Here is a 14,000-nt window from a genome sequence, read left to right on the forward strand (position 1 = left end):
CTCCTTTAAGTTGTTTGTTCGATTGTGGGTGTTAAAGTTCTTCTGTTAAAAATTTATTAATAAAGTATTGTTGACCTTTGCCAGTAATCTTAGTTGTACGAGTAACTCTGATTGAGCCATCTGGATTATTTTGAGTTCTCTTTTTGATGTCCATGATTTTTAAATCCATGCTTCTTTGAGTTGGTAAGTTATAAGCCTCACCTTGCTTCTTAATTAGATAACCATTGTCTCTTAACCACTGGAATAATCTATTTTGTCCTATCTTCACACCGTTTTGACTAATCAATTTAGCAAGTTCTCCTACAAGTATTGAACTTGTGCTTGTATCTACTGCGTCTGCAAACATCACTTTTGGTTTGTCTCTTTCAATTTGAGTTTCTAGTTGGTTAATTGTGTTATTAGCCATCTTCAATGCACGTTTCATAATCATTTCTGGACTGTTCCATGCTTTCTCTACTTGAATGAAGTATTGTCTTGCACGTTTACCTGGTTCACTACGTTGAATCATTGCGATTTCTTTTGCAGTGTCTAATGTAAGCGCGTGGTCAGTCATATTTTGATAACCGCCTTGGGTAAGACATTTTTGGGTCACCCTTGTAAAATCGATATTTTCTTCAAAACCGTAGTCAGACATTCTGCTAAACCATTTTTTGTATTCAGTCTTAACGTCTAATGCTTGATGTAGCTCTCGGCCACTTATTGCGATTTCTCCATTTTCTTTTTCTTGAATATTGAACATTTCTCCAATGTTCGGTTTGTTTTGTAAATCTTGCATTTATTTTCCTCCTTATTAAGTTGTTTGATGTTCTTTTTCTTTAAATGCTAAAATGATTGATTTCTTTTTATCATTCATGAATACGAAATTTTCGTATTCGTTACCTAAAAAAATATCATCGTATTTAACATTAAAAGCGTTCATATATTTAGAAAGCAGACTATCTTTTATGTTAGTAGAATCTTTTTCCATATTTTGAATAGTACGTGATGAGACTTTAAATAAATCTCCCAACTCCTCTTGAGTTAATCCGTAATCAGTTCTCAACTCTTTTAATGTTTTCATTTGCTCACCGCCTTTCGGTAATCCTAATATAATACGAATTTTTCGTACTGTCAACATAAAATACGTTTTTTTCGTAAAAAACTTTACTTTGATATGAAAAATTCGTATAATACGAAATAAGGAGGTAATAACCTATGAATAAAGAACGAAACAAAATAATCGCTAATAATATAAGAAAGTATTTAAAAGAAACTGAAATGACTCAAAAACAACTAGCAGAATTAATTGATATTAAACCATCTACATTAAGTGACTATTTAAATTTACGTTCTAACCCTTCGCATGGTGTGATTCAAAAAATTGCTGATGTCTTCGGGATTGTTAAAAGTGATATTGATACTACTTATAAAGAAGACAACGACATCACAACTGTGTACAATCAGCTCACACCTCCGCGCCAACACAACGTCTTAGATTTTGCTAACCATCAATTAGAACTGCAAAACTCTACTGATGATAACGTAATCGACCTAGATACATACAAAAACGAAAACACAACATTAACTGACGTTAATGGTTATGTTTCTGCTGGTACTGGTGAACAGATCTTTGATGAACCTAAATTCAAAGTTTCAGTTAAAGGTTACGTTCCTCCACATGATTTAGCATTACAAGTTAACGGTAATTCGATGGAACCGATGTTTAGTGATAAAGAAATTATCTTTGTAGAGAAATCTAATAACATTAAGAATGGTCAAATCGGCGTATTCATAATTAATGGTGAGGCATATGTTAAGAAAGTACATGTAGGAGAAGATAGATTGACGCTTGTTTCATTGAATAAAGATTATCGTGACTTACACTTTTATGAAAATGAAGGTGTTAGATTGATTGGAAAAGTAATTTTATAGGAGGAAATAACATTATGGCTAACAAAAAGAAAAATTTAGAATTGATTAAAAACTCTTTTTTACATGAGAATGAGGAAATAGCTCATGCTATTTTTGGTGCTTATGAAACAAAATCATTAGGAAATGATACAGTTAAAAATGGCGTTTTAGCAGCAACTGAGGAAAGAATAATTTTTTGTGCTAAAAGATTAAGTGGCTATGATTCAGAAATTTTTCATTACAATAAGATAAGTACTTTTGAATTAAGTAAAAAAATAATGGGTAATATAGTTACTTTTTATTCAAGTGGAAATAAAGTTTCTATCAAATGGATTAACGATGATGAATTAGATGATTTTATTGAATATGTAAACAAAAAGATAGATGGTAAAGAAAAAGGTACTCAAAATGTATTAGAATCGGAACACAATACTTCCAATGACGACTTAGAATCGTTTAAAAAAATAAAAATGTTAAAAGAATTATTAGATATCGGTGCTATAACTCAAGACGAGTTTGAGACTAAAAAGAAACAACTGTTAAATTTATAATTTCCTAGGGTAGTCCACTACCCTTAGCCACTCACTACGGCGATTACTCTATTACGTTTGAACCGTTGAGGGTTTTTAAATTGCATAGAGTGGATTAGTGTTATGGTAATTGTTTAATTAAAATATTTAATCAGAAAGGATTTGATTCTATGTTTGAAAACATTCTTGCTTCTATTGGAATAAACTCTGTGAAGGTTGAAACTTTAGTAAAAAACAAAAGTATTCATAGTAATGATACTTTGGAAGGAATTGTAAGAATAGAGGGTGGTAGTTCTGTTCAAACTATTAACAAAATTTCATTAACTTTAGTAGAAAGATATGAAAATCCTGATAAAAATAGTCAATTTCCTGTTTTAGAAAATGAATTACAAACATTTACATTACACACAAATGTTGAATTAAAAGAACACCAAACAATAACAGAAGAATTCAAATTTAATATTTATGAATATGAATTTAAAAGCGAACCAAAACATTTAATATTAAAAACACATGCATATGTAGGTTATTCAGTTGATGCTTATGATGAAGATAAAATTGTTTTCAAATAAGAAATTAATGTTTTTATAAAATCTTATTATTAAAAACAAACCAAAGGGGATATATATTATGAAAAAATTCTTAGCATTAATTTTCGCAAGCACATTAATTTTAGGAGCATGTGGACAAGTTGGGGATAACTCGAATAAAGATAATAAGAAGTCGAACGCTTCGAAGAGAAATAAGGATTCAGAAAATCAATCTAGTAAAAAACAGAGCCGTACGTATACGGCTCAACAATATAACTCTTTAGTAGATGACTATAATACAATGATAAACAAACCAGAAAGTAAATCAAAAGTATCAAATAGTGTTTCTCAGTCCAAATATAACGCTTTACTTAAAGAATATAACGCACTTGTTGACGAAGCGTACGAAGATTAATATTTCAGGGTAGCAGGTTTACCCTTATTCATTATGGCAATTACGCTATTACATTGAAGTCATTGGGAGTATTTAAATTGTATGAGGTGTATTGAATTTATCTATTTTAAGGAGACTAGAATTGATAATTTTAAACTGCAAAATAAAATCAAGTGAAATTGTTTACGAAGTGAAAACGAATAAAAATAATTACTTCACCTATTCTTTACCTAAAGATATCACATCTTATAAAGTAAGAAAGGTGCTTAAAATTATTGAAAGTAAAGTAGATGAAGACGAAGATTATTTAAACAAAGGAGGTTGAGGGATGGAGAATAATAATGAAAAAGTTTATAAATCCTTTTTAAACATCACAACAAAATTGATTGATATTTACAATGATGCAAATATAGAAAATAGGAAAATTAAGTATTTGCCTGAGTGGTTAGATTTTTATACAACTCAATTACTAGAAGAAAACAAAAACAACTATAAATTATATTCAACGTACAAAAGAGGCACTATCATTTATGTAAACTTAGGCAGCAATATTGGTAATGAATTTTCTGGCAATCATTTCTGTATCGTCATGGATAAAAAAGATAACCCCAAGAAAAGCACTCTCACAGTAGTACCTTTATCTTCAAAAAAATCAACTCATTATAAACAACTAACCTCTTCTATTTTTGATATTACTATAGATGAATTGAATAAGAAAGTTAAGAAATTAACTGATGAAGCTGATAAAATTGGTGATTTTGCTAATCTAATAATGGATAAACACGAATCTTATATAAAATCCAAAGCGGAGAGAAGCGCCTTACTATTTAAATATGGTTATTTAACGGAAGAACATATAGATAAGCAATATGAAGAAATTGAAAATTTGATAAAAGAAGAAGCTGATAATTTCAAAGAAAAAATATCTAAAATGAAAAAGAAAGCAGAAAATATTAAACTTGTACGGAAAGTTTTCAATAGACATAAAAACAAACAATCTTTTGCAAATGTTTCTGCAATAACTACAATAAGTAAAAAAAGAATTCAAAAAATAAACAGTGAAGATCCTACAGGAAAAATCAGAATTAGCACTGATGATTTAAAGAAAATTGAGAAACAAATAATAATCAGATTCATAAAAAGTTGAAATTAAGGGTAACATCTGGTATATTTATATTAATAATTCGCGGTGAAATCCCGCTTTCTACTTTAATAAGTAGCTCATTCCCGGTGAAATTCCGGTGACCAGATGTTAATTCATCTGGTCTTTTTTTATGCAATATTACAGGTAGTCCACCTACCCTTATTATTTTTTAATCATTTAGTCGAACATACGTTCTTTAAAGGAGGTGAAACCCCACAACTAAAACGGAAATATTTTAGAAAGGATGGATTTTATGTCCGTTAAAAAGATTAAAGGCACTTGGACTTACGATTTCCAATATGAAGGAAAACGATACAGAAAAAGAGGGTTTAGAACTAAAAAAGACGCTATACAAGCTGAAAGAGAGTTATACATTGATCTAAGTAAAGGTGGTCAATTAGCAAACGATATAACCTTTATAGAATACTTTGAAAGATGGATTAAAGTAAATAAAGTAGATAGAGTATCTCAATCCACACTAAACAGATATTATAGTGCTTTAAATGTGTTTGAGGAAAAGTTTGGTTCTATTCTCATTAAAGATGTCAGTCAATTAGGTTACAGAGAAATGCTTAAAGAATATGCTGAAGGTCAATTTATTGGTGGTAGAAAAGAAGGTAGAACAAAAGAAAGCGTAAAAAAATTAAATAATTGTTTCTCTCAAGCTTTTAAAGACGCATTAAATGAAAGACTTATTTATAAAGACCCTACGTGGAATGCACCAATCTATGAGAAAAAAGCAGCAATGAGTGAAAAGCAAAAGTATTTATCTTTAAAAGACTACCAATTATTAAAACAAACCGCATCTACTAAATCACATTTATCTTATCTAGCAATTTATATATTGATAGCAACTGGTGCTAGATTTAGTGAAGTTCAGAAACTCAAAAGAGTGGATATAAATAAAAGTCAAAATACTATCCACTTGAGAGGAACTAAGACTAAATCAGCTGACCGTCACGTAGCGATTACTTCTAAAGATATGAAACATATCATAGATGTGATAAGTTCTAAACCACTTCATAAAGACGGTTATATATTTAATACTGGTATTTCACTCATTACTAATAAAGCAGTAACTACTGCTATGAGAAACATATTGGCCAAAAACGAATTGAAAAGCGATTATGGACTTCACTCTCTAAGACACACACACGCTTCAATGTTATTAGGTCATGGTTTTAGTATACAATATGTTAGTAAGAGATTGGGCCATGCAAACATAGAAATTACATGGCGAGTATATAGCCACTTACTTGATGAGATGAAATCACAAGAAGATGAAATGTTAGATTCAAAACTCTCTTTTTTCTAAAACCGACAACAAGTCGACAACGAAGTGCTTGAAACCCCTTGTTTAAAGGTAACAGACAATCCCTCCGTTTCCGTCATTTAAAACCCTCCGTAAATCGGAGGGTTTTTTCTATTTTTTAAGTGATCTTCATCAAAATTAAGGTTCTACAAAAATTGGATTAATGAAAAAATTGCTCATTATACTTGTTAAATTTATAAATTGCTACATTTTTATCAATAAAGGAGTTTCATAATGAAAAAGGTTTTTGTTTTATTATTTAGTAGTTTATTAATATTAGGTGCATGTGGCAACAACGATTCATCAAATAAAGATGATGCTAATAAAAAAAACAGAATCAAGTTCTAGTAAAAAGTCAAATGAGCCTATTAAAAAGAAAGAGAAATCAAAAGATCAAAAGAAAGAAGCAGCTTCAAATGAAGAGAAGCAATACAGCCAAGAACAATCACAAACTCAACAAGCAAATACTCAAGAGCATTTTCAAACTCAACAACATAATGTCCAAAGCAATCAGCATGAAGTTAATACACAACAAAACAATCAATCCGAAAATTTTCAAAATAGCCAACAATTTCAGCAACCTGTAAATAGTGCAAGAGAGCAAGCATTAAATGAAGGTATAGATTTTAACAATCCCACTGATGAAGAAATAGAAAGAATGCGAGAATTAAGTAAAAAACTCTCCTTATGGATTGCAAGAACCTACTCAAGCGGGGCCTAATGAATAATAAAAATAAAATAGGTACTATTAATGTAGTAAAATGTCCTCCCATTTTATAATACAAATTTATAACATAAAAAGCACAAAGATATTTAATCGTCTAACCTACCAAGTTAATTTTAACTTTAGTAGTTCAGTACATTTAAATCTTTGTGCTTTTCGACTTAGTATTTATACCATTTTAATAAGACATTAATTTTAAGATATCTTCTTTTTCAATAGCGCCGAAATAATGATAGAAATCAAATTCTTCCATCGCTTCTTTAATATGATTATAGTCATGTAAGACGCCTATAAGTGCTTCTTCTAACTCTGTAACATCGCCTTCACCAAAGAAGTCACCGAAGATTCTAGCATGTTCAATTTTACCTTTTTTCACATCAAACTTAATTTGTACAAATCCTTTTTCAAATTTTTCATCGCGTTCAAAATTGTATTTAGGATTTCGACCATAATTCCATTCCCATGTGCGATATTTCTCGTTACTTAACGCTTCAATATTCTTCCAATCTTCATCAGTTAATTTATATTCTTCGACTTCATGTTCACCGAAGATTGTTTTCAAGATGATTTGTTTAAAGTCATCAATAGAGATTGATTCTTCTAAGAATTCATCAATATTTGCGACACGCTTACGTACCGACTTAACACCCTTAGATTGAATTTTTTTAGGGTTAACTTTTAATGCGTTTTGTACTTCTCCCAAGTCACTATTTAACATTAATGTGCCATGACTAAACATTCTGTCTTTAACTTTAACCATCGCATTTCCTGAAATTTTAGCTTGTCCAACTTGAATATCATTACGTCCCGTCATTTCTGCATCTACGCCCATTGATTGAAGTGCTTGTACAATTGGCTCTGTAAATTTTTTGAAATTATGGAAGCTATTACCATCATCGTCTGTAATAAAACTAAAGTTTAAATTACCTTGATCGTGATATACAGCACCTCCACCTGAAATACGACGCACAACATGAATATTATGCTCATCCACATACTGTTTATTTACTTCTTCTATAGTGTTTTGATTTTTTCCAACAATAATTGACGGACCATTTACATAAAATAAAAAGTAACTATCGTCTGAAGGTAAGTGTTTTAACACATATTCTTCCATAGCAAGATTCATTGTAGGATCTGTAATATTATTATTACTTACAAATTTCATCTTTATCTCTCCTTTGTCTCACTCGTATATGCCCTTAATTAAGTTATGCCTTAAATTTATTTATTTTGCCAATCATTTACTCAAATTTGACATTATTTTCATAATTAAAATATTATTTGCCAATTTTAGCATATATTTGTTTATTATTATGGTAATTTTTAGTACAATATAGTCTAGCTATGATTTTAGGAGGACTCGGTATGACTGTTGCAGAAGTAGGAAATATCGTAGAATTTTATGACGGTTTAAGAGGCCGTGTTGAGAAAATTAATGACAATTCAGTTATTGTAGACTTAACAATTATGGATAACTTCAATGAATTAGACTTACCTGAGAAAACGGTTATTAATCATAAACGATATACTATCGTTGAATAAGAAGGTATACATTAAAATGAAAAATATATCAAAAGCTTTAATTTGGTTTATAGCAAGTTTCATTGTATTCCATTTGATTTTATTTGTAATGTGGGGAGAACATCAAGAATATTGGTATTTATATACCGGTATTATGTTAATTGCAGGTATTAGTTATGTATTTTACCAACGAGACATTGAATCTAAACGCTTATTAACTTCTATTGGCGTTGGTATTGTTACGGGTATTGTATTGGTTATTATACAATTAATCTTTTCATTGCTATCTCCACAAATTACTTATGCAGAACTCATTAAAGAGTTATCAAGAACAGGTGTTTATTTCAAATGGCAAATGTTAGTAACATTAATTTTTGTTATACCTTGTCATGAGTTATATATGAGAACGATTTTACAAAAAGAATTAACGCGTTTTAAATTACCTACTTGGTTAATCATATTAATAACTGCATTATGTTCTAGTTCATTATTTATCTATTTAGACAAATGGTGGATCGTGGCGTTTATTTTCGTAGCTCAACTTCTTTTATCATTGAGTTATCAATATACACGTCGCATCGTAACAACATCTTTAGGACAAATTGTTGCAATTATATTACTATTAATATTTCATGGATAAAAAACTTTTCTTAGTGTTTGAGCTAAGAAAAGTTTTTTTGTAGTCATTTGCGTTTCAGCAACGTTTTATTATATAGAGCTGATTTAATATTTAACTATAAAGTTAGCATCAACATTTAGATTGACATCAGATTGATTGAGTCTTGTAGCTATAAGTGTGCTCATTGGTTGATCACATGTAGAATGCAATGTTGATTCAGACTCTAAATATTGACGGTAATTTCTATAGCAATAATCTGTCATCGTTACTCTATAGTGTTTATCTAATTCAAGACCCTTTAATGTCACCCTGTTAAAGCGTGGTGCAGACATATCCACGATATAATCGAATCCTTGCCACATCGTACATCGTGTTTCATCAATAATTGTCATACTTAATTGTTTGTGTTCAAATTGAATATAAGAGTACGTATATTCAATCATCTTTTTAATTTGATGACCCTTTAAAGTGATATCTATTGCTTTATCTGGATGTGGATAAGCGTTATATACATCTTCATTCGTAACAATACCTTTTAATCCCTTTTCACCATTTTTAGGCACATTAGCACACGTAATTTCATTGTCAAAAGCCAAATGTAGACTGTCATGTAATAATTGGGTAAATGGGTGTGGTTTACTTAACAAATCTTCTAATCCATTAACGTCTAAATTAACTTTATTATTAGAAACGATTTCCTTAGACCAATGTTCTAGTGCTTTTCGATCATAATACGTTGTTTCGAGTAATGATTGATCTTCTGGATATTCACTTAAATTGATTACAGTAGATTGAATGTCTTCTTTTTCAAAAGAATTAGTGCGTTTTTTAAATTTAATCTTCACGTGTACCAACTCTTGTGCATTCTGTCCTGCTTGAACATATACAGTTTCAAAGTCATTTCCAATAATGGTTTGGTGTTGGTGTGCAGTGATCATCAAATCGATGACACCAATTTCTTTCATAATTTTTTCCGCTTCATGCGACCCTTTACTATGTCTTGTATTGGTTTGATTGATTTTATAGAGGCCTCCATGATATATCACGATTAAAAAGTCAGGATGTTCACTTTCATGAATATATCTAATCCATCGTTTTGCAGATAGTAAAGCTTTTTCAATACTGACAGCTTTCTCCATTTCAGCAAATTCATTTTTCATGAGCCCATCAGCAGTTAAGCCAACAATCGCGAGTCTAACATTATCATACTCTTTGATGATATAAGGCGTTGAGAAGTATGGCTCTTTTGTGAGCGCAAACTCTATATTTGCAGATAACCATTGAAATCGAGATAGTGAAACAGCTTTTGTTAGAAATGATAAACCAAATTTGAAATCGTCTGGGCTTACACCGCTAGCATCATACTGCATCGCATTCATCAATTTAATCATTGGATGACGTTTGTATGGCGCCACAACTGCATAATAATGCGCAGCCATCGAGCCAGCAATACTGCCTCCACTATCTAATAAAATGACTTTATCATTATTATCTCTCACATTTTTAACGTAAGTTCCTGCACGATAGATATTTGAACCAAAGTCTCCGTTCATAAAATGACTATGCATATCTGAAGTTGCTAAGATATCTATATTTATATGTTCATTTTTCTCCAATTTACACACCCCTTATTTAAAGATAGTTTAACATTTATTAAACTACGGGTGCTATTTATTTCTAACCAAAAACTGGGACAGAACAAATTATCTTGAATTCGTTCTATCCCAGCTTGCTATAGATATATGTCTTATTCAAATTAATACCATAACGTTTTAAATGATTTAACTATTCAACTTAATATCTTAAACTTAGCCAATTTGTACACGTTCTTTAGGATAATGGTATTTATCAGGTTCTTTACGTCCAGCTATCATAATAATAAATGATATTAAACCAACACGACCAATGAACATTAAGATCATCAGTATTACTTTCGTAAGACCGCTAATATCATCTGTCACACCTAAAGATAAACCACATGTTCCAAATGCTGACATGACTTCAAAAAATACTTGTAGAAATGATAAATTAGTCTTTTCTGTTGCAAGAATAATAACCATACTTACAAATGTTAAAATTGATGCCATCGTAAAAACTGCAAATGAACGTTGAATATCAACCACATGTATTTCTCTATTGAAGACTTTTATCGCTGTCTTTTCAGTATTATTATTAAAGTTAATGACAAAGAGAATGAGTATCGCGAATGTTGTTGTACGTATACCACCACCAACTGAACTTGGCGATGAGCCTATAAACATTAAAATACTCATGATAACGTTCGTTGCATCACTAAAGTTTGTAACATCAATGGTTTGTAATCCTGCACTACGTGTTGTTGCAGATTGAAATAGTGCGTAAAATAATGATTGATGCCAACTTAAACCTTTGAAAGCATGATGATGTTCTAAAGCTAAAATAGCTAAGACGCCAAAGATAAATAGAAATAAATATGTACAAGTCGTGATTTTGGTAAATAATGAAAATCTAAAATGACTAACTCTGTTTCTAACATAGGCTCTAATTTCTAATAATACAGGAAAACCTATTGAACCTAATACAATGAGAAACATAACTATCGTTTGTACAAAATAATCTTTAGCATACGGGATTAAGGATTGACCTGTAATGTCTAATCCACCGTTTGTAGTAGCGGATACTGAAACAAATAATCCTTGCATGAGCGCATTTTTCAAATCAGGATTATCTCTATAGAAGTAAAATGCTAATAGCAATGCACCAATAAATTCAATAGTTAAGATTGTTTTAATAATCTCTAAAATTAACTTTACAGTTCCACTCATAGTATCCTTATTATTGTCTAACATGATCAATTGGCGTTCACGGATACCTATATGTTTGCCTAATACGACCCACAACACTGTACCAATCGCCATGACACCAATACCGCCTATATTTAAGATGATTAGTATAATAATTTGGCCAAATGTTGAGTATGTATCTACAATGTTCACGGGAGACAGTCCAGTTACACTAATCCCTGATACAGCTACGAACAGTGTATCAATTGGACTAACATCTACACCTTGTTTGTGCACAAAAGGGAGATTTAGTAATAAGAAAGCGACAACTATGGCTATCAAATAATATAAAACTATCCCCTGTTGAGGACTAGATTTTTTAAGTAACTTACTAAAAATAGACACGCATTTGTCACCTCAACGTTATTTCAATTTTATTTTTATCTCTTGAGACTTACCTTCTCTATAAATTTTAGCCGACAATGTTTTTAAATCTTGTCTATGGCTAAAAATAGTTTGTCTATACTGTAAATTATTTTGAATTGATTTACTATCTAATTCTACAACTACATCACCAATTTTTAAACCTGATTTTTTACCTAATCCATCATCTTTCAATTTTTCTACTACAATTCCGCTTTGAACATCTTCAGGGACTTTAAATAATACTCTTTCATATGGTAATAACTCTGAAACATTTTTAATGCCAATACCAGTATTAGGATATTGAATTTCACCTTTTTTCTCTAGTTCTGAAGCAATTGCACGTGCATCATCTATTGGAATAGCAAATCCCATACCTTCAATATTCGGCATGTTTATTTTCAGTGATACTACACCTACGAGTTCCCCATCTTGATTAACGACAGCACCTCCTGAATTACCAGGATTTACCGAAGCATCTATTTGAAACGTATTAATCAGTTCATCATTTTTATTATCTTTATCGAAATCGACCGGTACTGTTCTGTTTAATCCAGAAACAATACCTTTTGTTACTGTGTTTTTAAAATCATTGCCTAACGGATTACCCACAACTAAGATGCTTTCACCTAACTTCAATTGATTTGAACGACCGATTTTAATAGGTTGAACATTTTTGTTATTGATCATTGCTTTAAGCACTGCAATATCTGACCACATATCTTTGCCAACTACTGTAGCTGTAGCTGCCTTATTATCATCATATGTAATGTTAACCTTATCGTTATTACCGACTATATGTGTATTCGTTAAAATAAAAAAGGTATCGCCTACAGCTTTGTAGACGACACCTGAACCAACTTCGTTATTTGAATTTGTATTTATATTTGTTTTATCAGTTGTTTGTGTTGTTGGATTCTTAGGTGTGTCGTTCTCAACTGTTACCACTGATTTTACAGCGGTATCTGCATTTTTCATTGTTGTTGTGTATTTTGTATTTTGATGACTACTTTGTTCAACACTACTGTTTTGGTTAATTGTTGAAATAATTGCACTAATCAATATGACAATTAATATGATTGCAACTACGATAACAATTTTAAGCCAGTGTAATGTTAAGAATGATTTTACTTTGTCCATCATATCATTATGATTAGACTTATCGTGTGCATGCTCACTTACTTCTTCATGATTCGTTTGATTTGAATTATGACGTGTTGTATTACCATGCGCTGCACCTTCATCATCTTTATGATCTTGATGAGATGTGGATACCTGTTTTGAAGCATGATGCTCATTCGTCTTTAAATCTTGTGATTCTATCATTTCACTATCATGCGTTTCTAAATCAGACGTAGTATTAGCTTCTGAGGTACCTTTTTCTCCTTTGTATGTGCTAATATCATCACGTTGATGCGCATCTTGTTTACTAACGCTCGCATGCTGAGTTTTGCCTTTATTCTTTTCTAATCTACTATACTTAGGTTCTATATCACTTTGATTTGAAGATAGCTCATTTTCATCCTCATTAGTCTTATTACCTGTTTCAACTTTAGATTTTGATGCTATCGGTTTATTTTCTTTGTCCTCATTTTTAAGTTGTTGCTCTTCAGGCAATGTTAAATGATGCTCTTTTTCATCTACCACATAATCGGATTCATTTTCAGAACGTAATTTGGCTAAATGTTGCTGTTGCTGAATTTCTTCTTGCGTCAATTTCTCAATTCTTGCTTTTCGCATGTTATCTTTAACACGTTCTTCATTAACTTTTGCTTGTTCTTGCTCTTTTTGTGCAAGTCTTTCACGCTGTGCTTTCTCACGTGCTAATCGTTCTTCACGCTCTTCGTTATGAAAATACTCGTGTCGTTTTCGACGATATTGTTCACGTGGTATTACGTGTTTTTTATCATTATCCAAAGGTGTCCACTCCTATCGATTCACTCACAATCTATTATGGTAACGTTGCATTATGTTTATATGGTTGTGGTTTTGTTTAATTTATTTATACATTAATTAAAGTTTAATATCATTATTGCCAATTGGCAATAATTGAAGGTTTAAATCTGAATTTTTCTTACCATTTATATATATCATTCTATAAAAAATAAAAAAGCCTTTTAAATTTAATGGTTCTCATCAAATTTAAAA

16 protein-coding genes and 1 pseudogene are annotated in these 14,000 nt (G+C 30.8%); 10 read left to right on the top strand and 7 right to left on the bottom strand.

Annotation, left to right across the window (positions count from 1 at the left end; all coding sequences use genetic code 11):
- Positions 1-31 precede the first annotated feature (31 nt).
- The 3 genes and pseudogenes from AK212_RS05675 to AK212_RS12975 all read right to left on the bottom strand — a co-directional run.
- A complete protein-coding gene (locus AK212_RS05675; protein WP_053029653.1) occupies positions 32-775 on the bottom strand; it encodes a phage antirepressor KilAC domain-containing protein in 744 nt (247 codons plus the stop codon).
- Between the two features lie 15 nt (positions 776-790).
- Positions 791-1,060: an SA1804 family transcriptional regulator gene (locus AK212_RS05680; protein WP_016064915.1), complete on the bottom strand. Its 270-nt coding sequence runs from the start codon at positions 1,058-1,060 to the stop codon at positions 791-793.
- 12 nt (positions 1,061-1,072) lie between these two features.
- A pseudogene (locus AK212_RS12975) lies at positions 1,073-1,232 on the bottom strand (transcriptional regulator); the annotation flags it as partial.
- Here AK212_RS12975 and AK212_RS05685 point away from each other — a divergent pair.
- From AK212_RS05685 to AK212_RS05720, 8 genes are all read left to right on the top strand, one after another.
- The gene (locus AK212_RS05685) at positions 1,195-1,911 is read left to right on the top strand and encodes an XRE family transcriptional regulator (RefSeq protein ID WP_053029654.1); all 717 of its coding nucleotides are present in this window, start codon (positions 1,195-1,197) and stop codon (positions 1,909-1,911) included. The pseudogene AK212_RS12975 and the gene AK212_RS05685 overlap by 38 nt on opposite strands.
- Positions 1,912-1,925: 14 nt before the next feature.
- Positions 1,926-2,441, top strand: coding sequence for a PH domain-containing protein (locus AK212_RS05690; RefSeq protein WP_053029655.1), 516 nt, complete (start codon positions 1,926-1,928; stop codon positions 2,439-2,441).
- Positions 2,442-2,590: 149 nt separating this feature from the next.
- Positions 2,591-2,992, top strand: a complete 402-nt coding sequence (locus AK212_RS05695; protein WP_053029656.1) for a sporulation protein — start codon at positions 2,591-2,593, stop codon at positions 2,990-2,992.
- 58 nt (positions 2,993-3,050) lie between these two features.
- Complete coding sequence (locus AK212_RS05700; RefSeq protein WP_053029657.1) at positions 3,051-3,365, top strand: hypothetical protein; 315 nt, start codon at positions 3,051-3,053, stop codon at positions 3,363-3,365.
- Positions 3,366-3,486: 121 nt separating this feature from the next.
- Positions 3,487-3,669, top strand: a complete 183-nt coding sequence (locus AK212_RS05705) for a hypothetical protein (protein WP_053029658.1) — start codon at positions 3,487-3,489, stop codon at positions 3,667-3,669.
- 3 nt (positions 3,670-3,672) lie between these two features.
- Complete coding sequence (locus tag AK212_RS05710; protein ID WP_053029659.1) at positions 3,673-4,491, top strand: type II toxin-antitoxin system PemK/MazF family toxin; 819 nt, start codon at positions 3,673-3,675, stop codon at positions 4,489-4,491.
- Positions 4,492-4,741: 250 nt separating this feature from the next.
- Positions 4,742-5,803, top strand: coding sequence for a site-specific integrase (locus AK212_RS05715; RefSeq protein ID WP_053029660.1), 1,062 nt, complete (start codon positions 4,742-4,744; stop codon positions 5,801-5,803).
- Between the two features lie 283 nt (positions 5,804-6,086).
- A complete protein-coding gene (locus AK212_RS05720; RefSeq protein WP_154392017.1) occupies positions 6,087-6,521 on the top strand; it encodes a hypothetical protein in 435 nt (144 codons plus the stop codon).
- A gap of 181 nt (positions 6,522-6,702) precedes the next feature.
- Here the strand turns inward: AK212_RS05720 and lplA are convergent, their stop codons facing one another.
- Positions 6,703-7,692, bottom strand: a complete 990-nt coding sequence (lplA, locus tag AK212_RS05725; protein WP_053029662.1) for a lipoate--protein ligase — start codon at positions 7,690-7,692, stop codon at positions 6,703-6,705.
- Positions 7,693-7,892: 200 nt separating this feature from the next.
- Here lplA and AK212_RS12980 point away from each other — a divergent pair, with 200 nt between their 5' ends.
- Together AK212_RS12980 and AK212_RS05730 are read left to right on the top strand one after the other, a co-directional pair.
- Positions 7,893-8,069: a YkvS family protein gene (locus AK212_RS12980; RefSeq protein WP_011276202.1), complete on the top strand. Its 177-nt coding sequence runs from the start codon at positions 7,893-7,895 to the stop codon at positions 8,067-8,069.
- Positions 8,070-8,085: 16 nt separating this feature from the next.
- On the top strand, positions 8,086-8,688 hold the full coding sequence (locus AK212_RS05730; protein WP_053029663.1) for a CPBP family glutamic-type intramembrane protease: 603 nt from the start codon (positions 8,086-8,088) through the stop codon (positions 8,686-8,688).
- A gap of 83 nt (positions 8,689-8,771) precedes the next feature.
- Here AK212_RS05730 and AK212_RS05735 read toward each other — a convergent pair whose 3' ends face one another.
- The 3 genes from AK212_RS05735 to AK212_RS05745 all read right to left on the bottom strand — a co-directional run bounded on the left by AK212_RS05735 (position 8,772) and on the right by AK212_RS05745 (position 13,769).
- Complete coding sequence (locus AK212_RS05735) at positions 8,772-10,283, bottom strand: bifunctional metallophosphatase/5'-nucleotidase (protein WP_053029664.1); 1,512 nt, start codon at positions 10,281-10,283, stop codon at positions 8,772-8,774.
- Positions 10,284-10,475: 192 nt separating this feature from the next.
- Positions 10,476-11,834, bottom strand: a complete 1,359-nt coding sequence (locus AK212_RS05740; protein WP_053029665.1) for a TrkH family potassium uptake protein — start codon at positions 11,832-11,834, stop codon at positions 10,476-10,478.
- 18 nt (positions 11,835-11,852) lie between these two features.
- Positions 11,853-13,769 (bottom strand): S1C family serine protease, encoded by a 1,917-nt coding sequence (locus AK212_RS05745; RefSeq protein WP_053029666.1) that lies wholly within the window; start codon positions 13,767-13,769, stop codon positions 11,853-11,855.
- Between the last annotated feature and the right edge of the window lie 231 nt (positions 13,770-14,000).

It is taken from the genome of Staphylococcus borealis, assembly GCF_001224225.1.
Lineage (GTDB): Bacteria > Bacillota > Bacilli > Staphylococcales > Staphylococcaceae > Staphylococcus > Staphylococcus borealis.

Excerpts from the sequence above, each read along its gene's own strand:
- AK212_RS05675 (WP_053029653.1), bottom strand. The coding sequence starts at position 775 with ATGCAAGATTTACAAAACAAACCGAACATTGGAGAAATGTTCAATATT.
- AK212_RS05680 (WP_016064915.1), bottom strand. The coding sequence starts at position 1,060 with ATGAAAACATTAAAAGAGTTGAGAACTGATTACGGATTAACTCAAGAG.
- AK212_RS05685 (WP_053029654.1), top strand. The coding sequence starts at position 1,195 with ATGAATAAAGAACGAAACAAAATAATCGCTAATAATATAAGAAAGTAT.
- AK212_RS05690 (WP_053029655.1), top strand. The coding sequence starts at position 1,926 with ATGGCTAACAAAAAGAAAAATTTAGAATTGATTAAAAACTCTTTTTTA.
- AK212_RS05695 (WP_053029656.1), top strand. The coding sequence starts at position 2,591 with ATGTTTGAAAACATTCTTGCTTCTATTGGAATAAACTCTGTGAAGGTT.
- AK212_RS05700 (WP_053029657.1), top strand. The coding sequence starts at position 3,051 with ATGAAAAAATTCTTAGCATTAATTTTCGCAAGCACATTAATTTTAGGA.
- AK212_RS05710 (WP_053029659.1), top strand. The coding sequence starts at position 3,673 with ATGGAGAATAATAATGAAAAAGTTTATAAATCCTTTTTAAACATCACA.
- AK212_RS05715 (WP_053029660.1), top strand. The coding sequence starts at position 4,742 with ATGTCCGTTAAAAAGATTAAAGGCACTTGGACTTACGATTTCCAATAT.
- lplA (WP_053029662.1), bottom strand. The coding sequence starts at position 7,692 with ATGAAATTTGTAAGTAATAATAATATTACAGATCCTACAATGAATCTT.
- AK212_RS12980 (WP_011276202.1), top strand. The coding sequence starts at position 7,893 with ATGACTGTTGCAGAAGTAGGAAATATCGTAGAATTTTATGACGGTTTA.
- AK212_RS05730 (WP_053029663.1), top strand. The coding sequence starts at position 8,086 with ATGAAAAATATATCAAAAGCTTTAATTTGGTTTATAGCAAGTTTCATT.